Below are 23,247 nucleotides of genomic sequence, written 5' to 3' on the forward strand. Positions count from 1 at the left end.
CGCTGGCTGCGCCTTGTGGCCGGCCCAAGCGGTGTCCCCCACGCGTAGGCTGGGTGCATGCTGCGTGCGCACTCGGTGGAGCAGGTCAGAGCGGCGGAGAAGGCCCTGATGGCGAGGCTGCCAGAAGGTGCCCTGATGCAGCGTGCGGCGGCCGGGCTGGCCTACGCGGTCATCGGCCACCTTCGCGAGCGGGGTCTCGGCGGCGCGTACGGGAAACGTGTCGTCCTGCTCGTCGGGAGCGGGGACAACGGCGGAGACGCGTTGTACGCCGGTGCGCTGCTCGCGCGCCGAGGGGCTCGGGTCGAGGCGTGGCTGCTCTCGGAGCGGGCGCACGCGGGCGGGGTCGGTGCTCTGAAGGCGGCAGGAGGGATCGTCTCCTCGGGGGTGGTCACCTCGACCAGCTCGACCACCGCGGATGTCGTGATCGACGGGATCGTCGGGATCGGCGGGAAGCCCGGGCTGCGGCCGGAGGCCCGGGAGGCGCTGGCGATGCTCGCCGGGGTCCCGGTGGTCTCCGTGGACACCCCGAGCGGGGTCTGCGTCGACACCGGTGAGGTCGACGGGGCGCATGTGACCGCCGACCTGACGGTCTCCTTCGGCACCTACAAGCCGTGCCACCTGCTCGACCCGGCGGCCTCGGCGTGCGGAAAGGTCCAGCTGGTCGACATCGGGCTCGATCTGCCGGCTCCGGCCATCGAGAGCCTCGAGGCCGCCGACGTGGCCGCGCTGGTGCCGCGACCGGCACCGGACGGGCACAAGTACACCCGCGGCGTCGTCGGTCTCCGCGTCGGCAGCGCCACCTATCCCGGCGCCGCCCTGCTGGCCGTCTCCGGCGCCAACACCGGGCTCGCCGGGATGGTCCGCTACGTCGGCACCGCCTCGGAGTGGGTCAAGCGGCACAACCCGGAGGTCGTCGGCGACGGCCAGGCCCAGGCCTGGGTGGTCGGCTCCGGCAGTGCCGACGGCGCCAACAGCGCGCTCGCGTTCGCCCGGGCGAGCGGCGTACCTCTGGTCATCGACGCGGACAGCCTGCGCGCGCTGAACGGGCCGCTCGGGGTGCCCGCGATCCTGACTCCGCACGCGGGTGAGCTCGGTGCGCTGATCCGGGAGGATCGCGGCGACATCGAGGCTCGCCCGCTGCACTACGCACGGCTCGCGGCCAAGCGGTTCGACGCGGTGGTGCTGCTCAAGGGGCGGCGCACCACGATCGCCTCGCCGGATCCCGACACGCCCGTACGCGTCAACACGACGGGGACGTCCTGGCTCGCCACCGCCGGGTCGGGAGACGTGCTGGGCGGGCTGATCGGCTCGCTGCTCGCGGCCGGTCTCGCTCCGATCGACGCCGCCTCGGCCGGGGCCTGGCTGCACGGTGCGGCGGCCACCCTCGCGAGCGCGGGCGGTCCGGTCACCGCGAGCGGGGTCGCTGCCGCGATACCCGCCGTCATCCGATCCCTTCCTGCGGTCTCCCCCCTGCGCCATTGAGCACGGCGCGGCAACTATCCTTGACACCATGTCACCGAGCCCAGCGCCTCGGGCTCCGCTTCGGCGAGCCGAGATCGTCATCGACCTCGCCGCGATCCGACACAACGTCTCGCGGCTGCGGGAGCACCTGCGTACGCCGATCATGACGGTGGTCAAGGCCGACGGCTACGGGCACGGTCTGGTCGAGGCCGGACGGGCCGCCCGCGAGGGCGGCGCGGACTGGCTGGGCGTGGCGTCGGCCGACGAGGCGCTCGCGCTGCGCGCGGCCGGCGACACCGGCCGGCTGCTGGCCTGGCTGATCATGCCGAGCGAGCCCGTCGAGGAGCTCGTGGCCGCGGACATCGACATCACGGCCTACACCGTCGCCGACCTGGAGAAGTTCGCCGCCGCCGGCGACGCCCTGGGCCGTACGCCGCGGGTGCAGCTCAAGGTCGACACCGGACTCTCCCGGGGCGGCGCCACCTTCGGCGACTGGTCGACCGTGGTCGGGCTGGCGCGCATCCTGGAGGCGGAGGGAGCGATCCGGGTCACTGGGATCTGGTCACACTTCAGCGCCAGCGAGAACACCGCCGACCCGGCCAGCGCCCTCCAGGAGAAGGTCTTCGGCGAGGCGCTCGCGGTCGCCGAGGAGGCCGGTCTCCGGCCGGAGGTGCGTCACCTCGCCAACTCCGCGGGAGCGCTGCTGCGCCCGAGCGCTCGGCTCGACCTGGTGCGGGTCGGGATCGCGACGTACGGCATCGACCCGGCGCCCGGCGTCGAGGGATCGCCGTGGGCCGAGCTCGGCCTCGTCCCGGCGATGACGGTGCGGGCCGAGCTGGCGCTGGTGAAGCCGATCGAGGCCGGTGCGGGCGTCTCCTACAACCACACCTGGGTGGCCGAGCAGCCGACGACGGTGGGGCTGATCCCGGTCGGCTACGCCGAGGGCATCCAGCGTCGTGCCGGGAACCGTGCCGAGGTGTGGGTCGACGGAGCCCGCTACCCCGTGCGCGGCACCGTCTGCATGGACCAGCTCGTGGTCGATCTCGGGGACGCACCGGTCGAACGCGGTGCCGAGGTGGTGCTGTGGGGCACCGGCGCCGATGGTGAGCCGACCGCCCAGGACTGGGCCGAGGCGAGCGAGACCATCGCCTACGAGGTCGTCACCAGGATCGGAGGACGGATGAAGCGCCGTTATGTTGACACAGACGTCGACACCGAGCAGGGAGGCGACAGATGAGCAGCATCGCAGCACGGATCGGCCAGATCGCGGCAGGGACGCTGGGGGCGGCGGCGGTCGCGGCCGCGGCCCGCGGCGCGGTGGTGGTCAGGAAGCACCGCCGCGCGATCGAGGAGCGCCCCGAGGACCGGACCCCGCTCGGTACGCTGCGGTCCTGCCCGGTCACGGTGGTGACCTCCGACGGCGTACCTCTCCATGTCGAGGTCGACGAGGTCGACCCGGCTCACACGCACCCCGGCGGAGCGAACGGGGTGACGCTCGTCTTCGTGCACGGCTACTGCCTCAACCTCGACTGCTGGCACTTCCAGCGCGCCGCCTACCGAGGCCTGGTGCGGTCGGTCTTCTACGACCAGCGCAGCCACGGCCGCAGCGGCCGCTCCTCGCTCGGCAACGCCACGATCGACCAGCTCGGCGACGACCTGCTCCGGGTGCTGGACGCGGTCGTGCCGGAAGGGCCGGTGATCCTGGTCGGCCACTCGATGGGCGGGATGACGATCGCCGCGCTCGCCGAGGACCACCCCGAGCTGTTCGCCCCCTACGACGAGGGCGGCCGGATCATCGGCGCCGCCCTGATCTCGACGACCGCCGGTGGTCTCGACCCGAGCCGGCTGCTGATCCCGGTCCTTCCGGCCAAGCTGTCCGGCGGGATCGCCAACAGCACCATGCGGACGCTGGCGCGCGGGCACGGGATCGTCGACCGGTTCCGGGCCATGGGGGCCTCGGTGGCGACGGTCTTCACCGACGTGTTCGCCTTCGGGGACGAGGTGCCCGAGACGTACGTCGAGTTCGTCGACGGGCTGCTCTCGCAGACGCCGTTCGAGGTGGTCGCGGAGTTCTTCCCGAGCTTCCGCGCGCTGGACAAGTTCGCGTCGATCGCCACGCTCGGCCGGGTGCCGACCACGATCATCTGCGGCACCGCCGACCGGCTCACCTCGATCGGCCACAGCCGCAAACTGCACTCCTACATCCCCGGCTCGCGCCTGGTCGAGTGTGAGAAGGCCGGCCACATGGTCATCCTCGAGCGGCACGGACAGGTCAACGCCGAGCTCGACCAGCTGCTCGCCTCGGCCACGCGGGATGCGGCTTCGGCATGACGCTCGTCTTCGAGCGGGTCGGGCCGGAGGCCGCGGCCGAGGTGCTCGGCATCGTCCGGACGGCCTTCTCCGCCCGCCCGCCGCTGGACCCGCCCGCGGAAGCGCTCGGGGAGACCGAGGGATCGATGAAGGAGCGGCTCTCCGGCTTCGGCGGAGTGGTGGCGCGGCTGGACGGGCTCGGCGTCGGGACCGTCCTCATGGATCCCGCCGACTCGACGCTGTGGCTGCGGCGTTTCGCTGTTCTGCCTGATCAGCAGGGTCATGGGGTGGCGCACAAGATGGTGACGTACGCCGCCTCCCTCGCGGTCTCCGAGGGCTTCGGCGACCTGGCCGTGATCGCGCGCGAGGAGCTTCCGGAGACGTTGCGGTTCTGGGAGCGGCAAGGATTCCGAGAGGTGTCCCGGGAGTCCCCGGCGGTGCGGCTGCACCGTCCGCTCAACGAGTATGTCGTCGAAGCGCTCGACGCCGACGCCATGTTCGAGCTCGGTCGCCGGGTCGCCGGTCTGGTCTCCGCCGGTGACGTACTCGTCCTCTCCGGCGGCCTCGGCGCCGGCAAGACCACCTTCACCAAGGGCCTCGGAACGGGTCTCGGGGTACGCGGTGAGATCACCTCGCCGACCTTCGTGATCGCCCGGGTGCATCCCTCCACGGTCGGTGGTCCGGAGCTCGTCCATGTCGACGCCTATCGGCTCGGCGGGATCGAGGAGCTCGACGACCTCGACCTGGACACCGATCTCGACGACGCGGTGACCGTCGTGGAGTGGGGCGAGGGCCTGGCCGAGGGACTCTCCGAGTCGCGACTGGAGATCCGGATCGTACGCGCCGAGGCCGACGAGGCTCCGCTGGATCTGGTCGAGGCGCCCGACGGAGCGGATCCTCGGCGCGTGGAGATCGTGCCGGCCGGGGACCGCTGGCGCGGCGTGGACTTCAGCGCGCTCTAGGGTGTGAGTTGTGCTTCTCGCCTTTGACACCGCCACGCCCCAGGTGACCGTGGCGCTCCACGACGGCGACGACGTCGTCGCCGAGGTCGCCTCCGACCGCACCATGAAGCATGGTGAGCAGCTCGCGCCGCTGATCTCCGACGTCCTTGCGGAGGCCGGGATCGTACGCCAGGACCTGACCGCCATCGCGGTCGGCGCCGGCCCCGGTCCGTTCACCGGCCTGAGGGTCGGCCTGGTCACCGCCCGGACGCTCGGGTTCGCGCTGGAGATCCCGGTCTATGCGGCCTGCACGCTTGACGTGCTGGCGGTGGAGGCGCTTGCCTCCGGCGTGGTCTCGACAGGCTCGACCACCGGTGGGTTCTTCGTGGCGACGGACGCGCGGCGCAAGGAGGTCTACCTGGCCTCCTACGACTCCGACGGCGCACGCCTCGAGGGCCCGATCGTCGCCCGCCCGGCCGAGGTCGCCACCTCGCTGCCGGTGGTCGGGGAGGGGGCGCTGCTCTATCCCGAGGCGTTCCCGACGCCGCTCGGCCCGGTACGCCCGTCCGCCGGTTGGCTGGCGCGGGCGGTCGCCGAGGAGCACGTCGAGCTGATGGATCCCGAGCCGCTCTACCTGCGTCGGCCCGATGCTGTGGAGCAGGCCGCCCAGAAGAAGGTCCAGAAGAAGGTCTCCCCGTGACCGTACGCCCGGCCGGCCCGGGCGACGTCGACGCGATCGCCGACCTCGAGCTCGAGGCGTTCCCCGATGACGCCTGGACGCCCGAGTACCTGCAGGTGGCGATCGACGGGAAGATGCCGACGGTCCGGATCTTGGTCGCCGTCGATGATGCGGGGACGGTCATCGGCCACGCGTTGGTGAGCGTCGTCTACGAGATCGCCGAGCTCCAGCGGATCGCGACCGCTGCCGACCAGCGCCGCCGCGGGATCGGCCGCGGACTTCTCGAAGCCTGTGTCGAGCTGGCGCGTGAGGAGCAGGCCGAGCGGATTCTGCTCGAGGTACGTGAGGACAACACCGCCGCCATCCCGTTCTATGACCGAGCGGGGTTCGTCGAGATCGACCGTCGCGAGCGCTACTACCGTGATGGTGCCACCGGGATCGTGCTGGCCCTCGAGCTCTCCTGACGCGGTCCCTCGGGCTGGGACAGCTTGTGGATAACTTTCGACGGAGATTTCTGATCCGTGGTCTGCTGCCGTCATGGTTCAGTTCGCTACAGACCCGAACTCGCAGATCGCCGGCCTGGGATTGGCACGCGCCATCGCGTTGCACGGTATGCGTACCCCCGCGATGAAGGACATCGGCGAGGTGGTGGGTACCAGTGTCCCGACGGTTCATCGATGGCTCGGTGGTGGCCAACGGCTGCTCGGTCGGGTGGTGGGAGCACACTTGGGCGTCATCATCGACGTCATGCGTGACCGAACGGGTGCACGAGGCGCGGCAGGATTCATACCCGATCGTGACGCCGAAGTCTTTCCGATCAGGACCCTCCTGGCCTTCGAGGAACTCGGCCGTTCCGACGACTCCGTTGCGGAGGAGGTCGCCGAGGCGTGGCGGGAGCTGGGCGTGATTCTCGGCAACTCGATCAGAGAATCGAAGGCGATACGCGAGGTGGTGATCCTTCGGGGGCTGTGGGCGAGCATCTGCGATGGTCACGCTCCGATGCCCCTTGATGAAGCCGCTCGGATCTGGGCCGACGAGGTCATATCTCGACAGGGTGCTAGCGGCGCGTGAAAGAAACTTTTCTTTCACGCCGGGGAAGGAGTCGTTGGGTCGGGCTGGGTCACATCGGCCTGGGTCACATCCGCGAGGCCACATCCAAACCTGCCACCCCACGAGTGAAAGAAAAGTTTCTTTCACCTGGGGCGAAGAGTCCTTCGGCGCGGACCGGTTCACGGCCGACCGACGAGGACACGGCAGAATGCACCTATGGCCGATGAACCGCTGGTCCTCGGGATCGAGACGTCGTGCGACGAGACCGGAATCGGGGTCGTGCGCGGGCACACGCTGCTGGCCGATGCGGTGGCGAGCAGCGTCGAGGAGCACGCCCGGTTCGGTGGGGTCGTGCCGGAGGTCGCCAGCCGGGCCCACCTGGAGGCGATGGTCCCGACGATCGAGCGGGCGTGCGAGGAGCCGGCCATCAAGCTCCGCGACGTCGACGCGATCGCGGTCACCTCAGGACCCGGCCTCGCGGGGGCCCTGCTGGTCGGGGTGGCGGCAGCCAAGGCGCTCGCCCTCGGGCTCGACAAGCCGATCTACGGGGTCAATCACCTGGCTTCGCACGTCGCGGTCGACCAGCTGCAGCACGGTCCGCTTCCCGAGCCGTGCATCGCCATGCTCGTCTCCGGTGGCCACTCCAGCCTGCTCAAGGTCACCGACATCACCGAGGGCGTCGACCCGATGGGCGCGACCATCGACGACGCCGCGGGCGAGGCCTTCGACAAGGTCGCCCGTCTGCTCGGCCTCGGCTTCCCCGGCGGGCCGGTGATCGACCGGACCGCCACCTCGGGCAGCTCGATCGCGATCGACTTCCCCCGTGGGCTCACCGCCCGCCGCGACCTGGAGCGTCACCGCTTCGACTTCTCCTTCTCCGGCCTCAAGACCGCGGTCGCCCGTTGGATCGAGGCCAAGGAGCGCAGCGGCGAACCGGTCCCGGTCGCCGATGTGGCCGCCAGCTTCCAGGAGGCGGTGGTCGACGTCCTGGTGCGCAAGGCTCTCGACGCAGCCTCCTCCGAAGGCATCGAGGACATCATCATCGGCGGTGGCGTCGCCGCCAACAGCCGGCTCCGGGTGCTCGCCGAGGAGCGCGCCACCAAGCTCGGCATCCGCGTCCGGGTCCCGCGCCCGGGTCTGTGCACCGACAACGGCGCCATGGTGGCTGCGCTGGGGGCGGAGATGGTGGCGAGGGGACGTACTCCTTCGGCGCTGGACCTCCCGGCCGACTCCTCCCAGCCGATCACGACCGTCCTGGTCTGACCCTCAGAAGGGCCGCACCAGCAGACAGGTGCCTTCGCCGGCGACCCTGGTGAGCACGATCGTGGCCTCCTCGGTGCCGGAGAGCGAGAGTCGCTTGCGAAGCTGCTCGGGCACGACCTGTACGCCGCGCTTCTTGATCGTCAGCTTCCCGATCCCGCGCTCGCGCAGCGCCGCCTTGAGCTGCTTCTCCCGGTAGGGGAGCTCCTCGAGCACCTGATACCCACGGGCGAACGGTGTCTCGAAGGAGGCGGAGGAGGTGACGTACGCGATGTGCTCATCGACCAGATGACCCTGCACCCCGGCGGCGACCGCGGTGACCAGCCCGGCACGGATCACCGCCCCGTCGGGCTCGTAGAGGAACTCGGCGACCGCACCGACCTCGGCGCCGGGATCGTCCTCGGAGGTGAGCGTCGCCAGGCCACGTTCGCCGATCACGGTGGCCCGCCGGTGCGTGCTCGCCAGCGAGCCCGACCACAGCGCGGCCTCCTTGACCTCGCCGCGGTCGCTGACCCATTCGGCCTCGACCTTGTCGGGTACGAGGTCGTGCGGGATCCCGGGGGCGACCTTCACGCACGCATCGCGCGCGAACAGCGTCTCCACCCACGACCACGGCGGCGTCCACCCCTCCGCGGAGAAGACCCGGCCCTGGGCGCCGCGACGTGCCGGATCGGCGTAGGCGACGTCGAAGGGGGAATGGTCGACACCGGTTGCATCGGCGACGGTGACGGCACCGGGCAGCTCGAGGGCGTCGAGGTTGGCCTGGGCGACGGCGACCCGCTCCGGATCGTGGTCCACGCCGGCGGCGGTGAGCCCGGCGCGCGAGGAGGCGATCAGGTCACCGCCGATCCCGCAGCCCAGGTCGATGACGCTCGCCGCGTCGAAGGCCCGCAGTCGCGCCGCCCGGTGGTGGGCGACGGTGAGGCGGGTGGCCTGCTCGAGGCCGTCGGGGGTGAAGTACATCCTCGGCGCGAGGTCGCCGAACTTGGCGGCGGCCTTCCGGCGCAGGTCGACCTGGGTCATCGCCGCCGCGACACGCTCGGCCGACTCGTCCTTGCGCAGCGTCGTCTGCACCGCCAGGGCAGAGTCCTCACCCGCGGCAGTCATCTCGGTGGCCCGCGCCAGCAGCCGTTGCCCGTCATCGGTCAGCAACCAGGCGAAGGCGTCGAGGTCCATGCTCCGATCCTCTCAAGCGGCGTTCGGGACCCGAAGTTCCCATTACCCTCCGGGGTGTCACTGATCTAGGATTCCGTCCCGTGTGCTTTCCCTCACGTCGAATCCTGGAGAGCCTCGGGGCACTCGCAGCAGTGATGACACTGCTCTCAATGACACTGCTGTCGGTGCTGTTCGCCGCACCTGCTTCCGCGGACACGGTGACCCCGGTCCGCGACTGCTCGCGCGGCAACGGTTACCACGACCTGGACGGTGAGTACTCGGCCACGGCGTCGGCGCCCCCCGGCTATCTGATCGCCTCCTACTGCGTGGAAAGCGGTGGTCGCCGGGGCGGCTCGGAGGTGCACACCCTGGAGCCGCCGCAGCGCACCACGACCGTCTGGCACAGCGAGGGGCGTCCGCTGAGGGGCTACTCGGTGACGTACGTCAGGGCCTCGGAGTCTGGTCAACCGGAGCCGGACCCCGAACCGGAGCCGGATGAGAGCTCCGGGTCCGACGACGACCAGGACGGGTCGGACGCGCCCTCAGCCACACGGGATGCCGAGGAGGAGCAGGGCGCCACCGACGGCGACGACAGAACGGCCGCGCCGGGCTCCGCCGAGCAGAGCCGGCCGAACGAGCCGAACGAGAGTACGTCGTCGGCAGCCCCCGAACCGAAGCCGAGCCGCAAGCCCTCTTCTGGTGGGCCCGTGACGTCGGAGAGCCCGTCTCAGATGACCGCGTTGAGCGATGGCGAAGAGCTCAAGGTCACCTCGCTCGCCGAGAAGAACACCGACGACGACGAGACCCTGCGGGAGCTCGTGGTCGCCGGCAGCATCATCATCGTCGGTCTCCTGGCCGGCATGATCGCACTCGTGGTGAGGCTCCCCGGGCAGCGATAGACGAGCCTTGCTGGCACTCATTGCGGCCGAGTGCTAACGTCTGCACTGGCACTCTCCCCCTGAGTGTGCCAGCGCTTGCGAGTCGGGTGCGACCCCCGCGACGGCGCACCTGGCAGATCGCAAGCACAGACGTAGCAACACCCACCGAAGTCTGACTCCGTAGAAAAGAAATGGGGAGGTCGACACAGTGTCGGTCAACATCAAGCCTCTTGAGGACCGGATCGTCGTCAAGGCCGTCGAGGCCGAGCAGACCACCGCCTCCGGTCTGGTCATCCCGGACACCGCCAAGGAGAAGCCCCAGGAGGGCGAGGTCCTGGCGCTCGGCCCGGGTCGTATCGACGACAAGGGCAACCGCGTCCCGCTCGACGTCGCCGTGGGCGACAAGGTCATCTACAGCAAGTACGGCGGCACCGAGGTGAAGTACGCCGGCGAGGAGTACCTCATCCTCTCGGCTCGCGACATCCTCGCGGTCATCGCCTGACGTCATCCGTCTCGCATCAGCGCGGCCGGGCCGACGGGGTTCATCACGTCCTAGGCCCCGGCCGCGTTCTGCGTACTAGGGAGTAAATGCATATGCCTAAGATCCTGGAGTTCGACGAGAACGCCCGCCGCGCCCTCGAGCGTGGCGTCGACGCCCTCGCCAACGCCGTCAAGGTGACGCTGGGCCCCAAGGGCCGCTACGTCGTCCTCGACAAGAAGTGGGGCGCTCCGACCATCACCAACGACGGTGTCACCGTCGCCCGTGAGGTCGAGCTCGACGACCCGTTCGAGAACCTTGGTGCTCAGCTCACCAAGGAGGTCGCGACCAAGACCAACGACATCGCCGGTGACGGTACGACCACCGCGACCGTCCTCGCCCAGGCGATGGTCCACGAGGGTCTGCGCGCGGTTGCCGCCGGTGCGAACCCGATGAGCCTCAAGCGCGGTATGGACGCCGCCGCGGCCGCCGTCGGCGACGCGCTGCGTGCCGCTGCCCGTGAGGTCGTCGACGAGTCCGACATGGCCTCGGTCGCCACCATCTCCTCCCGCGACGCGAAGATCGGCGAGATCCTCGCCGAGGCCTTCGCCAAGGTGGGCAAGGACGGTGTCATCACCGTCGAGGAGTCCAACACCACCGGCACCGAGCTCGAGTTCACCGAGGGCATGCAGTTCGACAAGGGCTACATCTCTCAGTACTTCGTGACCGACCAGGAGCGGATGGAGGCCGTCATCGACGACCCGCTGATCCTGCTCGTCCAGGGCAAGATCAGCTCCATCCAGGAGCTCCTGCCGCTGCTGGAGAAGGTCATCGCCGCCGGCAAGCCGCTGTTCATCATCGCCGAGGACGTCGAGGGCGAAGCCCTCTCGACCCTGGTCGTGAACAAGATCAAGGGCACCTTCAACGCGACCGCCGTCAAGGCGCCCGCGTTCGGTGACCGCCGCAAGGCCATGCTGCAGGACATCGCGATCCTCACCGGCGCGCAGGTCGTCGCCGAGGAGGTCGGCCTCAAGCTCGACCAGGTCGGCCTCGAGGTGCTCGGTACCGCTCGCCGGATCACGGTCTCGAAGGACAACACCACGATCGTCGAAGGCGGCGGCGACGCTGCCGCGGTCGATGGTCGCGTCAACGAGATCAAGTCCGAGATCGAGCGCACCGACTCCGACTGGGACCGCGAGAAGCTCCAGGAGCGCCTCGCCAAGCTCGCCGGTGGCGTCTGCGTGATCAAGGTCGGCGCGCACACCGAGGTGGAGCTCAAGGAGAAGAAGCACCGCATCGAGGACGCTGTCTCCGCGACCCGCGCCGCCATCGAGGAGGGCATCGTCCCCGGCGGTGGCTCCGCGCTGATCCACGCCGTCTCCGTCCTGGAGAAGGACCTCGGCCTCGAGGGCGACGAGGCGGTCGGCGTACGCGTCGTCCGCAAGGCCGCCGACGAGCCGCTGCGCTGGATCGCCGAGAACGGTGGCGACAATGGCTACGTCATCACCACCAAGGTCCGCGACCTCGGTGTCGGCCAGGGCTACAACGCCGCGACCGGTGAGTACGGCGACCTGGTTGCCCAGGGCGTCATCGACCCGGTCAAGGTCACCCGCTCCGCGCTCATCAACGCCACCTCGATCGCGGGCATGCTGCTCACGACCGAGACCCTGGTCGTCGACAAGCCGGAAGAGGAAGAGGCGCCCGCGGCCGGTCACGGCCACGGTCACGGCCACTGACACATAGCCGAGTCGGCGCATCTGACCCCGTGCTTCGCGAAGCGAAGCGAGCGAAGGGGTCCGATGCGCCGACTCGGCGATTTCAGCGAACGATCAGCGATTCGAGCGAGACGTCGTCCGAGAGCACATTCATGTCCACGTACGCCTCGTCCTCACTCCCCACACCATCGATCCGGTCGCGGTTGGAGTACTGCCAGATGGTCCAGTCGCGTCCGTCCGGAACCCGGGGTGTCCAGGCGACGGAGCGGAACCAGATCGGGTTGTCGGGGTAGGCGTCGACCAGATAGGCGCGGTAGGCCGACCGGGTGGTGTAGATGACCGGCGCGATGCCGTAGTGGTCCTCGAGGGCGTCCAGCAGGGGGTCCAGGATGGCGCGGACCTCGGCCGCCGGCGGCAGGTTCCCCTTGAACGATCCGTACGGTTCGAGGTCGACGACCGGCGCGAGCGTGCCGGCCACGCGGGGCACCGTGGCGATCATGTTGTGCGCCTGGTCGGCGCCCGGGCTCTCGAAGCTCATGAAGTGGTAGGCGCCGGTCGCGATCCCGGCTCGCCGGGCCTCGGCCCAGTTGGCGGCGAAGCGCGAATCCACGTGCGCGGAGCCCTCGGTCGCCTTGAGCCAGGCGAAGTCGATGTCCTGCTCGGCGACCCGCGGCCAGTCGACGGTGCCGTTGTGGTGGGAGACGTCGATGCCGCGTACGTCGTACCGGTCCGCGAACAGCCGGGTCGGCATCACGACGCCGGTGTAGACCAGCGCGGTCGTGACCAGGGCGAGGCAGGCGACGACGGCGGAGCCGATCAGCACGCGTCGACGACGAGCGGGGGCGAGGGGCACCCGCCGAAACGTACCGGTTCTCACAGCTGGGCGAGGAGCTTCTCCATGATGTCGATCTCGACCGACTGAGTGGCCTCGACGTCCATCGCCATCTCGATCGCCAGCGCGTCGCTGCCCTGGGAGGCCATCGGCTCGGCCATCTCCAGGGCGCCCTGGTGGTGCTGGATCATCCCGGTCAGGAAGAGCCGGTCGAACTCCTCGCCACGGGCCTTGCCGAGCTCGCTCAGCTGAGCCGGGGTGAGCATGCCGGCCATGGTGTGCGCGGGGTCCGAGGCACGCGGCACCCGCAGCCCGCGGGTGTCGAGCCAGCCGCTCATCGCCACGATCTCGGGGCCTTGGGCGGACTCGATGCGCTTGGCCAACGACACGACCTCGGGGTGGACGGCGTGCTCGCGCGCCAGCCGGGTCATCTCCAGCGCCTGGGCGTGGTGCGGGATCATCATCGTCACGAAGTCGGCATCGGTCTGGGACCACGGGTCGGTGGCCGCGGCCGAGGGCGAGATCGTCGCCGCCGCCTCACCGGGCGCTCCGCCCTGGACCACCGGTGCCGACTGGGTGGCCGCCTCCGGGCTGGGCGAGTGCTCGCCGTGCGTGCCGTGCTCGCCGTGCGCGTCGTCCGAGGAACCTCCGCACCCGCCGAGCGAGATCGCCGCGATCACGACCCCCGAGATGATGACGCCCCACCGCCTACCGGGCATGTGTCTCCTTCCGAGATCCCGCAGAGGTGAACAATTTATTCATATTCCACGCCTCCCGTGTACGACTTTTACTAAAGTTGAGTGGTCCTGCCCGTGCCACCCCACGGCGGCCGACTCGGAAGGCTTGCGAACATGAGGCTTAGACGACCCACCCACTACCTGGCCCCCATCGCGGTGGTCATGGTTGTCGCAGGAGGGCTGGCCGTCGCCGCCCCGTCCTCCGCAGACGAGTCCCACACCCACGGCACCGAGACCACCGAGGCTCCCGAGGCCCAGACGAGCTGCACCGTCGAGGAGAAGCAGGCGGTCACCAAGCTCGGTGACAACTTCGCCTCCGCGTGCGTCGCCGGCAACGACCTCGCCAACCTCGACGCCAACAACCCGGTCGTGCCCGCCGGCGAGTCCGACGGCACCCCCAACATGCATCTGGTCGCCAACATCCCCAAGTCGGGCGCCTTCACACCCGCCAACGCGCTCAACAGCGATCTCGCCTTCCAGGGGCACTACGCCTTCGCGGGCAACTACAACGGGTTCAACGTCATCGACATCAAGAACCCGAAGAAGCCGCGACTGGTGAAGCAGTACGTCTGCCCCGGGTCCCAGAACGACATCTCCGTCTATGGCGACCTGCTGGTCCTCTCCGTCGACTCCAGCCGCAGCAACAACACCTGCGACAACGTGGCGCAGTCGGCCGAGATCAAGGAGTCGTGGGAAGGCCTCCGGGTCTTCGACATCAGCAACCCGCGAGACCCCCAGTACGTCGCCGCGGTCGAGACCAAGTGCGGCTCCCACACCCACTCGCTGGCACCGAGCAAGGACCGCCGAGCGGTCTATGCGTACGTCTCCTCCTACGGGCCCCGCGATACCTACCCCGACTGCCAGCCTCCGCACGACAAGATCAGCATCGTGAAGATCCCCACGCGGGCGCCCGAGCGGGCCGCGGTGGTCGCTGAGCCGGTGCTGTTCCCCGACGGCGGCTACACCAACACCGCCGGCTGCCATGACATCACCACCTACCCGTCCAAGGACATCGCGGCCGGCGCCTGCATGGGCGACGGCATCCTGATGGACATCTCCGACCGTGAGGACCCGGTGGTGACCGAGCGGGTCACCGACACCACGAACTTCGCGTTCTGGCACTCGGCGACCTTCAACAACACCGGCACCAAGGTCGTCTTCACCGACGAGCTCGGCGGTGGCGGTGCGCCGACCTGCAACCCGGAGACCGGGATGGAGAAGGGCGCCAACGGCATCTATGACATCGAGGGCGGCCAGCTCGTCTTCAAGTCCTACTACAAGATCCCGCGCACCCAGTCGAACACCGAGAACTGCGTCGCCCACAACGGCTCGCTGATCCCGGTCAAGGGCAAGGACATCATGGTCCAGGCCTGGTACCAGGGCGGTGTGTCGGTCTACGACTTCACCGACTCGGCCAACCCGAAGGAGATCGCCTGGTTCGACCGCGGTCCGTTCGAGGACACCTCGACGGTCGCCGGGCCCTGGTCCACCTACTACTACAACGGCTACATCTACTCCAACGAGATCCAGCGCGGCTTCGACGTCTTCGACCTGCGCGACCCGCGGGTCGCCTCGGCGAAGCGGGTCAGGTTCGACGAGCTGAACGTCCAGGCTCAGCCCTCCTACTGAGCAGAGCCGAACGGAGCCGAGTCGGCGCATCTTGCCCCGTATCTTGCGAAGCGAAGCGAGCAGGAGGGGCGGGATGCGCCGACTCGGCGATTTCAGCGAATGACCAGCTCATAGAAACCTCCTGGTCACCGAGCCACGCCAGGGTTCACGGCGATGAGCAAGACGGCTGCGGACGACGACTGTGTTGGTCTCGACACGCTCGCTGACGCTCGCGGCTCGACCGACGGAACCGCTGGTCGAGCCGTCGGAGCCGCTAGGCGAAGGCGTGTCGAGACCAACACGGTCGAATGGGTGATCGCTGCCGTCCTCGCCCTTCTTCTCCTCAGGTTCCTGGTGAGCCTGGTGCGGAACGAGAACCTGCTCCCGGGCGAGGTGATCGGGTATCTGCTCCACCCGGACGTCCTCGCCGGGGTCTGGCTCACGATCCGGCTGACCGTGCTGGTCTTCGCGGCCGCCTGGGCGATCGGGCTCGTGGTGACCTCGATGGAGAGGTCGGGCAACCCGGTGCTGGGCGGGATCGCGGCGGCGTACGTCTGGGTCTTCGGCAGCATCCCGGTGCTCGTCCAGCTGCTGCTGTGGAGCAACATCGCGCTGATCTTTCCCGACATCACCTTCGGGATCCCGGGCGTGCACCTCGACGCGGTCCGGTTGGTCACGCCGGTCCACGCGGCGATCGCGGGGCTGGCGCCGGCGATGGGCGCCCAGGCGGCGCGGGCTCTACCGAGCAGTGACCGGCTCACCGCGCTGGGCGACCTGCTGGTAACGACGCTGCAGGTGACGAGCCTGGTCTCGGTGCTCGCCATCACCGACCTGCTCGGCGTCGTCCAGGCGCTCGAGGAGCGCAATCATCTGATCGTCCCGCTGCTCGTGGTGGCCGCGATCTGGTACCTCGTCTTGGTCACCTCGGCACGTGTCGCGATCCGTCTGGTCAGGCTCGCTCGCGCGACGGAATAGGTGCACCGACGGTAAACCCGAGGGTAAAAGTCGGCGACCATTGCAACACCTGGCAACGCAAGTCTTTGTAGAGTGCAGCGCGTGACTTTCGAGCAGGCCTGGCAACGGTGGCGCGATGAGCGGGAAGCCGGGCTGAGAAGTCCCGAGGGTTTCCTGGCGATCACCGGCCTGCACTGGCTGGGCCCCAGGCCGGTGAGGTTCCCCGGAATCCCGGGTGTCTGGTCGAACGGTCCGGAGGGCGCTGTCGTCGAGCTCGGCGAGGGTGAGTGGCTCGAGCTCGGCGGCGCCAAGCTCGCCGGGCGGTACGTCTTCGGGCACGTCGATCCCGTCGGCGTGATCGCGTCCTTCGATGCCGGGACGGTCGAGGTCGCCGACCGCTTCGGCACCCCGGTGCTGCGGCCGCGGCAGCCCGACGGGCCGTTCCTGCGCGACTACACCGGCACCCCGACGTACGCTCCGGACCCGGCGTGGCGGATCACCGCCGCCTTCACCGCGTACGAGACGAGCCGCCCGATCTCGGTCGGCTCCGTGGTGGAGGGTCGTTCGAGCGTGATCGACGCCGTGGGGGAGGTCGCGTTCGAGGTCGGTGGTCGCCCGCAGCGGCTGATCGCCTTCGACGGGGGCGACGGCGAGCTGTGGCTGCTGTTCACCGACGAGACCAGCGGCGTGACGACGTACGCCGCCTGCCGTCAGCTGGCCGTCGACCCGCCGGTCGACGGCACCGTCGTCCTCGACTTCAACCGCGCCGCCAACATGCCCTGCGCCTACACGATCCACGCCACCTGCCCGCTCCCGCCCGCGAGCAACCACATCGACGTGCTTGTCGAAGCGGGCGAGCAGACCCCGCCTCGACCACCCGCGGACTGAAGGTTTAACCGTGGGTAACGGACCAGAAACAGGGAAACAGGCAGACTAGGGCTCATGGCGGGGACGATGTTGTGGAGAGTGCGTACGACGCTGCCGGACCGACCGGGCACGCTGGCGGTGCTGGCGCAGCGCTGCGGTGAGGCCGGGGTCAACATCCTGGGGATGCAGATCTTCCCCGGGCTGGCCCAGGTCACCGACGAGTTCGTGCTGCGTACCCCTGAGGGCTGGGGCGAGAAGGAGATCTGCGACCTGATCTCCTCCGCGGGTGGCGACGGGATCGTCATCCAGACCGCCACCGAGGCGGCTCTGGCCGACCAGCCGACGCGCTATGTGCAGGCGGCCCGGCACGTCCTGGAGCGGCCGATGTCGTTCCCGGAGGTGGTCGCCCAGCTCTTCGACGCCGAGGCCGAGGCCCCGCCCGGGGTCGTCCACGACACGATGGAGCTGCGGGTCGCCGACGTCGACGTCCAGCTGCACCGCACGGCCCCCTTCACCGCCACCGAGCACGCCCGCGGCTCCGCGATGGCCGACCTGGTCAACGATGTCCTCGACCGCAGCCGCGAGTCGGCGGCGATCGGCACCACCCCGCCCGTACGCCGCCTGGGCACCGGGAGCACCCCCGACCTCGTCGTCACCGGGGAGACCGTCACCGCCCTGATCGACGGCGTCGCCGTCGGCATCGGCGAGGTCCTGGCCCCGACCGAGGAGGACGAGAACGTACGCGTCGTCAACCTGCGCGTCGACCCGGCCTGGCAGCGCCGCGGCATCGGCACCAGGCTGCTGGTCGACACCGCCAAGCTCGCACACATGCTCGGCGCCGACGAGATCCTGCTCACCACCCAGTCCGACAACCAGGCCGTGCTGCCGATGGTTCTCGCCGCCGGGATGCGCGGCCGGATCCGGATGGCCGGCGACCTGCTGACCGTCAAGGTGCCGGTGCGCGACCTCAAGCCGTTGCGGACCTAGATTCATCGGGACGACTCCTGGCGTTTTCGGCCCCGCGGGAGCCTGACCGTAGAATCTCTTCATGGAGATCCCGGAGAAGTTCGCGACGCTCGGCCTCACCTACGACGACGTACTCCTGATGCCTGGATACTCGGATCTGGCGCCGTCCGACATCGATACGACCTCCCGGCTGACCCGCGAGATCAACCTGCGGGTGCCGCTGATCTCCGCGGCGATGGACACCGTGACCGAGTCGCGGATGGCGATCGCGATGGCCCGCCAGGGCGGCATCGGCGTGCTCCACCGCAACCTGTCGATCGAGGATCAGGCCTACCAGGTCGACCTGGTCAAGCGCACCCAGACCGGGATCATCTCCAACCCGGTCACCATCGGCCCCGACGCGACGCTGGAGCAGCTCGACAAGCTCGCCGGTGAATACCGGATCTCCGGGTTCCCCGTCGTCGACGTCGACCAGAAGCTGATCGGCATCATCACCAACCGCGACCTCCGGTTCACCCCGGTCGCGGAGTGGGCGACCACGAAGGTCAACGAGGTGATGACCTCCAAGGACCTGATCACCGGCCCCGCCGAGATCTCGCGCGAGGAGGCCACCAAGCTGCTGCGCCAGCACAAGCTCGAGCGGCTTCCCCTGGTCGACACCGACGGCCGCATCACCGGGCTGATCACGGTCAAGGACTTCGTGAAGTCCGAGCAGTTCCCCGACGCCTCCAAGGACGCCCAGGGCCGTCTGCTCGTCGGTGCGGCGATCGGCTACTTCGGTGACGCCTGGGAGCGGGCCACCACGCTCATCGAGGCCGGTGTCGACGTGCTCGTCGCGGACACGGCCCACGGCAACGTACGCATGCTGATCGACATGGTCCGTCGCCTCAAGACCGACCCGGCCACCAAGCACGTCCAGGTCATCGGCGGCAACGTCGCGACCAAGGAGGGCGCCCAGAGCTTCGTCGACGCGGGCGCCGACGCCGTCAAGGTCGGTGTCGGGCCGGGCTCGATCTGCACCACCCGCGTCGTCACCGGCGTCGGCGTGCCGCAGATCTCCGCCGTCTACGAGGCGAGCCTGGCCTGCAAGCCGGCCGGCGTGCCCGTGATCGCCGACGGCGGCCTGCGCTACTCCGGCGAGATCGGCAAGGCCATCGTCGCCGGTGCCGACACCGTGATGCTCGGCTCGATGCTCGCGGGCACCGAGGAGACCCCCGGTGACACGGTCCTGATCAACGGCAAGCAGTTCAAGGCCTACCGCGGCATGGGCTCCATGGGCGCGATGTCGTCGCGCGGCAAGAAGTCCTTCTCCAAGGACCGCTACTTCCAGGCAGAGGTCACCGACGACGACATGATCGTGCCCGAGGGTGTCGAGGGCCAGGTCGCCTACAAGGGCTCGCTGGCCACCGTCGCCCACCAGCTCACCGGCGGCCTGCACCAGACCATGTTCTACGTCGGCGCGCGCACGATCCCCGAGCTGCAGAGCCAGGGCCGCTTCATGCGGATCACCTCGGCCTCGCTCAAGGAGAGCCACCCCCACGACATCCAGGTCACCGCCGAGGCTCCGAACTACCACCTCTGAGCCTCGAGCGCGTCGAGCCCCGAACCCCGTTGGGTTCGGGGCTCGTCCCATTTCCCGGATGCTGCATCCAGCGAGACCTCCCGCGGATAGAATGTTGAGCAAGTTACTCGACATTTGGAGGTGGTCGCGCGTGAACGAGCGTCAGCGAGTGAACCAAGGGCTCCACACGCCGCCGCCTCCGTACGATTGCGCTTGCGCTACGGAGGCGGCGGCGTGAGTGTGGATGAGGCCGTTCGTCGCCCCCTGTTCGCCCGCGACGGCGACGAGGAGCTCCTCGGTGCCAGGCTCCTCGCGCGCCGCAAACCGGGCCAGTGGATCTCGGCGGCGCTGGCGCTGCTGGTCGTCGCCGAGATCGTGAAGAGCCTGGTGACGAACCCGCGCTACCACTGGGACGTGGTCGGTGCGTTCTTCCTGCGGCCGTCCATCCTCGACGGGCTCGTGCTGACCCTGTGGCTGACCGCGGCGGTGCTGGTGAGCTCCTACCTGCTGGGCATCGTGCTCGCGGTGATGAGGCTCTCCACGAACCCGGTGCTGAGCTCGGTGAGCGCGGTCTACATCTGGTTCTTCCGGAGCGTCCCGCCGCTGCTGCAGCTGCTCTTCTGGTTCCAGATGGCCTCGCTGTATCCGCAGATCAGCCTGGGCATCCCGTTCCTGAAGCCGTTCGTCACGATCGAGACGGCCCACCTGTTCAGCGGCCTGCTCGCGGCCTTCGTCGGGCTGACCTTCGACATCGCCGCGTTCGCCGCCGAGATCATCCGCGGTGGCCTGGTCTCGGTCGAGGCGGGGCAGACCGAGGCGGCCAAGGCGCTCGGCCTGTCGAAGGCCCGGATCTTCTGGCGGATCGTGCTGCCCCAGGCGATGCCGGCGATCATCCCGGCCTCCGGGAACCTGCTGATCGGGCTGCTCAAGGGCACCTCGATCGTCTCGGTGATCGCGGTGCAGGACCTGCTCTACTCGGTGCAGCTGATCTACGCACAGAACTACCTGGTCATCCCGCTGCTGCTGGTCGCCACGATCTGGTATCTGATCCTGGTCACGATCCTGTCGACGATCCAGTTCTTCGTGGAGCGCTACTACGCCCGCGGCAAGGGTGCGCGCACCGGGTTCTGGCGGCTGTGGCGTGGCCAGCTGCCGCTCGTGCCGCGCTCACGCCCGCGTCGCGACCTGGAGGTGGTGTGATGAGCGAGCCCCTCGTGCGGGTCCGAGGCCTGACCAAGCGGTTCGGCCACCACACGGTCCTCGACGACATCGACCTCGACGTCGCCCGGGGCTCGGTGGCGGTCGTCCTGGGACCGTCGGGGTCGGGCAAGTCGACGTTGCTGCGTACGGTCAACCACCTGGAGAAGCCCGATGCCGGCTTCGTCGAGGTGAACGGCGAGATCATCGGCTACCGGCGTGAGGACACTGGCCGAGGCGGAGCTCGAGGCGATGGACAGAGCCTGAGGGAGCTCTCCGACCGGGCGATCACCCGCCAGCGCAGCCGGATCGGGATGGTGTTCCAGCAGTTCAACCTCTTCCCGCACAAGACCGCGCTGCAGAACGTCCTGGAGGGGCAGCTGGCCGCAGGCGTACGCCGCCGGGCGGCCGAGGCGCGCGGACGGGATCTGCTCGACCGGGTCGGTCTGGCCGACAAGGAGCGCTCCTACCCGCGGCAGCTGTCGGGCGGCCAGCAGCAGCGGGTGGCGATCGCCCGTGCGCTCGCGGTCGAGCCCGAGCTGATGCTCTTCGACGAGCCGACCTCCGCGCTCGACCCCGAGATGGTCGGCGAGGTGCTCGGCGTGATGAAGGACCTCGCCCGGACCGGGATGACGATGATCGTGGTCACCCACGAGATCGGTTTCGCCCGCGAGGTCGCCGACCAGGTCGTCTTCCTCGACGAGGGCCGGCTGGTCGAGGCCGGGGCACCCGGCGACGTACTCGTCTCTCCCACCCATGAGCGCGCTCGGGCGTTCCTCTCCGCTGTGTTGTGACCCCCAGACGTTGTGACCCCCAGACAAGGAACCGACAGATGAAGCTCAAGCTCGCCCTGGTCGCCCTCGCGGCCCTCGCCCTCGCCGGCTGCGGCAACGCCTCCGACACGCTCAGTGACGCCGAGCGCGGCATCGGGGCGGACGGGTCCTCCTCGGCCGAGCCGGCCGCGATCCCGACCCAGGACGTCGTCTCGGACGTCCAGGCCGACCCGGCGCTGACGAAGCGGCTGCCCGCCGACGTACAGAAGTCCAAGACGCTCGTCCTCGGCACCACCGAGGCGACCGGGGAGCAGAACCTCCCGCACGGTGGGTCGGACCAGTCCGGCGAGCAGATCGGCCTCGACATCGACCTGCGCAACGCGCTCGCGGCGAAGCTCGGGGTGACCTGGAAGACCGAGTTCGGCAGCTTCGAGACGATCGTCCCGGGAGCCCAGAGCGGGAAGTACGACGTCGGCCAGGCCAACTTCGCGGTCACCTCCGAGCGGCTGCAGGTGGTCGACTACGCCACGTATCTGCTCGACGGGCAGTCGTTCGTCTCCCGCGAGGACGGCGACCTCGACCAGGTCAAGACGCTGACCGACATCTGCGGCCACACCGTCGCGACCTCGCCGGGGTCCAGCTTCCAGCAGATCCTCGAGGACGGCGCCGCGGAGTGCGAGAAGGCCGGCAAGAAGGCGTACAAGGTGGAGTACTTCAAGGACAACGCCGCGATCCTGCTCGGCCTGCAGAACGGCAAGACCGACCTCTACTTCGGGCCGACTCTGTCGCTGAAGTACCTGGTCTCCCACCAGCCCGGCCTGAAGTACCTCGGCGAGCTCAGCCTCACCGACGTCGGCTTCGTCGTCGCCAAGAAGTCGCCGCTCGCGCCGGTGCTCGTCGATGCCCTCAACGCCCTCATCGCCGACGGGACTTACAACAAGATCTTCACGAAATGGGACGTTTCGGACATAAAGCTCGACAAGTCGGAGTTCAATCCGAAGCCGGCATTCTGAACCTTCCGGGAGGACTCATGACCGTCACCGACACCTTCGCCCAGGACTGGGCGACATGGCACGAGGAGCACGAGCGGCGCCGCGCCGACAAGCACGGCTTCCTCGCGATCACCTCGATCCGCTGGCTCGCCGAGGAGCCGGAGACGTACGACGACGTGCCCGGCGCCTGGTCGAGCGGCCCCGAGGGCATCGTGGTCTCGCTGGCACCGGGTGAGTCGCTGCTCGTCGACGGCGTCGAGGTCACCGGCCGGCACTCGTTCGGCGTGATCGACGAGCGTGGCGGGGTCACCGCCGCCTTCGGCGACGCGGTCGTCGAGATCGCCAAGCGCGGCGGCAACGACATCATCCGCCCCCGCCACCCCGACAACCCCGTCCTGGTCGGCTATCGCGGCACCGAAACCTATGCGCCCGACCCGCGGTGGGCTGTGCCCGGCCGTTTCGTCGCCTATGACACGCCGGTGCCGACCACCGTCGGGTCGGTCGTCGACGGCCTCGAGCACGTCTACGAGGCGGTCGGCGAGATCGAGTTCGAGGTGGGCGACGCGGTGCACAGCCTGATCGCGTTCCCGGGCTTCGCGGCCGGCTCCCTGCACGTGCTGTTCGTCGACCAGACCTCGGGGAGGACGACGTACGCCGCCAACCGGTCGCTCTCGGTCGACGCCCCCGACCTGGACGGCAACGTGATCGTGGACTTCAACCGCGCCACCAACCTGCCGTGCGCCTACACCGACCACGCCACCTGCCCGCTCCCGCCGGCCGGCAACCGACTGCCGGTCGCGGTCGAGGCGGGGGAGAAGCTGCCGTAGGGCGGA

At 69.4% G+C, this 23,247-nt stretch carries 23 protein-coding genes; 20 read left to right on the plus strand and 3 right to left on the minus strand.

From position 1 onward, the window contains the following. Positions 1-57 precede the first annotated feature (57 nt). The 8 genes from ACZ6WN_RS05310 (at position 58) to tsaD (ending at position 7,704) form a co-directional block, all read left to right on the plus strand. Positions 58-1,482 (plus strand): NAD(P)H-hydrate epimerase, encoded by a 1,425-nt coding sequence (locus tag ACZ6WN_RS05310; protein WP_465863160.1) that lies wholly within the window; start codon positions 58-60, stop codon positions 1,480-1,482. A 28-nt stretch (positions 1,483-1,510) separates the two neighbouring features. After that, the gene (gene alr / locus ACZ6WN_RS05315) at positions 1,511-2,698 is read left to right on the plus strand and encodes an alanine racemase (RefSeq protein ID WP_465863162.1); all 1,188 of its coding nucleotides are present in this window, start codon (positions 1,511-1,513) and stop codon (positions 2,696-2,698) included. Further along, positions 2,695-3,792: an alpha/beta fold hydrolase gene (locus ACZ6WN_RS05320; RefSeq protein WP_465863164.1), complete on the plus strand. Its 1,098-nt coding sequence runs from the start codon at positions 2,695-2,697 to the stop codon at positions 3,790-3,792. Before alr ends, ACZ6WN_RS05320 begins: the two co-directional genes overlap by 4 nt. Continuing rightward, complete coding sequence (gene tsaE / locus ACZ6WN_RS05325; protein ID WP_465863165.1) at positions 3,789-4,733, plus strand: tRNA (adenosine(37)-N6)-threonylcarbamoyltransferase complex ATPase subunit type 1 TsaE; 945 nt, start codon at positions 3,789-3,791, stop codon at positions 4,731-4,733. The genes ACZ6WN_RS05320 and tsaE overlap by 4 nt, the downstream gene beginning before the upstream one ends. A gap of 10 nt (positions 4,734-4,743) precedes the next feature. Next, positions 4,744-5,412 (plus strand): tRNA (adenosine(37)-N6)-threonylcarbamoyltransferase complex dimerization subunit type 1 TsaB, encoded by a 669-nt coding sequence (tsaB, locus tag ACZ6WN_RS05330; protein ID WP_465863166.1) that lies wholly within the window; start codon positions 4,744-4,746, stop codon positions 5,410-5,412. Further along, positions 5,409-5,855 (plus strand): ribosomal protein S18-alanine N-acetyltransferase, encoded by a 447-nt coding sequence (gene rimI / locus ACZ6WN_RS05335; protein ID WP_465863167.1) that lies wholly within the window; start codon positions 5,409-5,411, stop codon positions 5,853-5,855. The genes tsaB and rimI overlap by 4 nt, the downstream gene beginning before the upstream one ends. Before the next feature lie 73 nt (positions 5,856-5,928). Then, positions 5,929-6,462 carry a hypothetical protein gene (locus ACZ6WN_RS05340; protein WP_465863169.1) on the plus strand — a complete coding sequence of 178 codons (534 nt, stop codon included), beginning with the start codon at positions 5,929-5,931 and terminating at the stop codon, positions 6,460-6,462. 195 nt (positions 6,463-6,657) lie between these two features. Then, the gene (tsaD, locus tag ACZ6WN_RS05345; protein WP_465863170.1) at positions 6,658-7,704 is read left to right on the plus strand and encodes a tRNA (adenosine(37)-N6)-threonylcarbamoyltransferase complex transferase subunit TsaD; all 1,047 of its coding nucleotides are present in this window, start codon (positions 6,658-6,660) and stop codon (positions 7,702-7,704) included. Between the two features lie 3 nt (positions 7,705-7,707). Here the strand turns inward: tsaD and ACZ6WN_RS05350 are convergent, their stop codons facing one another. Then, a complete protein-coding gene (locus ACZ6WN_RS05350; protein WP_465863172.1) occupies positions 7,708-8,877 on the minus strand; it encodes a class I SAM-dependent methyltransferase in 1,170 nt (389 codons plus the stop codon). A gap of 149 nt (positions 8,878-9,026) precedes the next feature. On the opposite strand from ACZ6WN_RS05350, the gene ACZ6WN_RS05355 reads away from it, so the two are divergent. The 3 genes from ACZ6WN_RS05355 to groL all read left to right on the plus strand — a co-directional run bounded on the left by ACZ6WN_RS05355 (position 9,027) and on the right by groL (position 11,948). After that, on the plus strand, positions 9,027-9,755 hold the full coding sequence (locus ACZ6WN_RS05355) for a hypothetical protein (RefSeq protein WP_465863174.1): 729 nt from the start codon (positions 9,027-9,029) through the stop codon (positions 9,753-9,755). A gap of 187 nt (positions 9,756-9,942) precedes the next feature. Further along, entirely contained in the window at positions 9,943-10,236 is a 294-nt protein-coding gene (gene groES, locus ACZ6WN_RS05360; RefSeq protein ID WP_008362423.1) for a co-chaperone GroES, read from the plus strand. A 92-nt stretch (positions 10,237-10,328) separates the two neighbouring features. Continuing rightward, on the plus strand, positions 10,329-11,948 hold the full coding sequence (gene groL / locus ACZ6WN_RS05365; RefSeq protein WP_465863175.1) for a chaperonin GroEL: 1,620 nt from the start codon (positions 10,329-10,331) through the stop codon (positions 11,946-11,948). 82 nt (positions 11,949-12,030) lie between these two features. On the opposite strand, the gene ACZ6WN_RS05370 is transcribed toward groL, so the two are convergent. Then, positions 12,031-12,780, minus strand: coding sequence for a glycoside hydrolase family 25 protein (locus ACZ6WN_RS05370; protein WP_465863177.1), 750 nt, complete (start codon positions 12,778-12,780; stop codon positions 12,031-12,033). Positions 12,781-12,800: 20 nt separating this feature from the next. Then, on the minus strand, positions 12,801-13,478 hold the full coding sequence (locus tag ACZ6WN_RS05375) for a DUF305 domain-containing protein (protein ID WP_465863178.1): 678 nt from the start codon (positions 13,476-13,478) through the stop codon (positions 12,801-12,803). Between the two features lie 132 nt (positions 13,479-13,610). On the opposite strand from ACZ6WN_RS05375, the gene ACZ6WN_RS05380 reads away from it, so the two are divergent. The 9 genes from ACZ6WN_RS05380 (at position 13,611) to ACZ6WN_RS05420 (ending at position 23,241) form a co-directional block, all read left to right on the plus strand. Next, a complete protein-coding gene (locus ACZ6WN_RS05380; RefSeq protein ID WP_465863180.1) occupies positions 13,611-15,125 on the plus strand; it encodes an LVIVD repeat-containing protein in 1,515 nt (504 codons plus the stop codon). Positions 15,126-15,416: 291 nt separating this feature from the next. Next, positions 15,417-16,079, plus strand: a complete 663-nt coding sequence (locus ACZ6WN_RS05385) for a hypothetical protein (protein ID WP_465863181.1) — start codon at positions 15,417-15,419, stop codon at positions 16,077-16,079. Positions 16,080-16,160: 81 nt separating this feature from the next. Next, positions 16,161-16,946, plus strand: a complete 786-nt coding sequence (locus ACZ6WN_RS05390) for a DUF1684 domain-containing protein (RefSeq protein ID WP_465863183.1) — start codon at positions 16,161-16,163, stop codon at positions 16,944-16,946. Between the two features lie 54 nt (positions 16,947-17,000). Further along, positions 17,001-17,912, plus strand: a complete 912-nt coding sequence (locus tag ACZ6WN_RS05395; RefSeq protein ID WP_465863185.1) for a GNAT family N-acetyltransferase — start codon at positions 17,001-17,003, stop codon at positions 17,910-17,912. Between the two features lie 61 nt (positions 17,913-17,973). Beyond that, positions 17,974-19,473: an IMP dehydrogenase gene (gene guaB / locus ACZ6WN_RS05400; protein ID WP_378835047.1), complete on the plus strand. Its 1,500-nt coding sequence runs from the start codon at positions 17,974-17,976 to the stop codon at positions 19,471-19,473. 213 nt (positions 19,474-19,686) lie between these two features. Then, entirely contained in the window at positions 19,687-20,652 is a 966-nt protein-coding gene (locus ACZ6WN_RS05405; RefSeq protein ID WP_465863187.1) for an amino acid ABC transporter permease, read from the plus strand. Next, entirely contained in the window at positions 20,652-21,443 is a 792-nt protein-coding gene (locus tag ACZ6WN_RS05410; protein ID WP_465863188.1) for an amino acid ABC transporter ATP-binding protein, read from the plus strand. The genes ACZ6WN_RS05405 and ACZ6WN_RS05410 overlap by 1 nt, the downstream gene beginning before the upstream one ends. A gap of 38 nt (positions 21,444-21,481) precedes the next feature. Then, on the plus strand, positions 21,482-22,435 hold the full coding sequence (locus tag ACZ6WN_RS05415) for a transporter substrate-binding domain-containing protein (protein WP_465863190.1): 954 nt from the start codon (positions 21,482-21,484) through the stop codon (positions 22,433-22,435). Positions 22,436-22,452: 17 nt separating this feature from the next. Further along, positions 22,453-23,241, plus strand: coding sequence for a DUF1684 domain-containing protein (locus ACZ6WN_RS05420; RefSeq protein ID WP_465863192.1), 789 nt, complete (start codon positions 22,453-22,455; stop codon positions 23,239-23,241). Positions 23,242-23,247 lie beyond the last annotated feature (6 nt).

It is taken from the genome of Nocardioides sp. NPDC054178, assembly GCF_055585005.1.

Coding starts and splice junctions, on each gene's coding strand:
- ACZ6WN_RS05320 (WP_465863164.1), top strand. CDS start 2,695: ATGAGCAGCATCGCAGCACGGATCGGCCAGATCGCGGCAGGGACGCTG.
- ACZ6WN_RS05340 (WP_465863169.1), top strand. CDS start 5,929: ATGGTTCAGTTCGCTACAGACCCGAACTCGCAGATCGCCGGCCTGGGA.
- groL (WP_465863175.1), top strand. CDS start 10,329: ATGCCTAAGATCCTGGAGTTCGACGAGAACGCCCGCCGCGCCCTCGAG.
- ACZ6WN_RS05310 (WP_465863160.1), top strand. CDS start 58: ATGCTGCGTGCGCACTCGGTGGAGCAGGTCAGAGCGGCGGAGAAGGCC.
- ACZ6WN_RS05355 (WP_465863174.1), top strand. CDS start 9,027: ATGACACTGCTGTCGGTGCTGTTCGCCGCACCTGCTTCCGCGGACACG.
- alr (WP_465863162.1), top strand. CDS start 1,511: ATGTCACCGAGCCCAGCGCCTCGGGCTCCGCTTCGGCGAGCCGAGATC.
- tsaD (WP_465863170.1), top strand. CDS start 6,658: ATGGCCGATGAACCGCTGGTCCTCGGGATCGAGACGTCGTGCGACGAG.
- ACZ6WN_RS05410 (WP_465863188.1), top strand. CDS start 20,652: ATGAGCGAGCCCCTCGTGCGGGTCCGAGGCCTGACCAAGCGGTTCGGC.
- ACZ6WN_RS05420 (WP_465863192.1), top strand. CDS start 22,453: ATGACCGTCACCGACACCTTCGCCCAGGACTGGGCGACATGGCACGAG.
- ACZ6WN_RS05415 (WP_465863190.1), top strand. CDS start 21,482: ATGAAGCTCAAGCTCGCCCTGGTCGCCCTCGCGGCCCTCGCCCTCGCC.
- ACZ6WN_RS05350 (WP_465863172.1), bottom strand. CDS start 8,877: ATGGACCTCGACGCCTTCGCCTGGTTGCTGACCGATGACGGGCAACGG.
- ACZ6WN_RS05375 (WP_465863178.1), bottom strand. CDS start 13,478: ATGCCCGGTAGGCGGTGGGGCGTCATCATCTCGGGGGTCGTGATCGCG.
- tsaE (WP_465863165.1), top strand. CDS start 3,789: ATGACGCTCGTCTTCGAGCGGGTCGGGCCGGAGGCCGCGGCCGAGGTG.
- guaB (WP_378835047.1), top strand. CDS start 17,974: ATGGAGATCCCGGAGAAGTTCGCGACGCTCGGCCTCACCTACGACGAC.
- ACZ6WN_RS05395 (WP_465863185.1), top strand. CDS start 17,001: ATGGCGGGGACGATGTTGTGGAGAGTGCGTACGACGCTGCCGGACCGA.
- ACZ6WN_RS05380 (WP_465863180.1), top strand. CDS start 13,611: ATGAGGCTTAGACGACCCACCCACTACCTGGCCCCCATCGCGGTGGTC.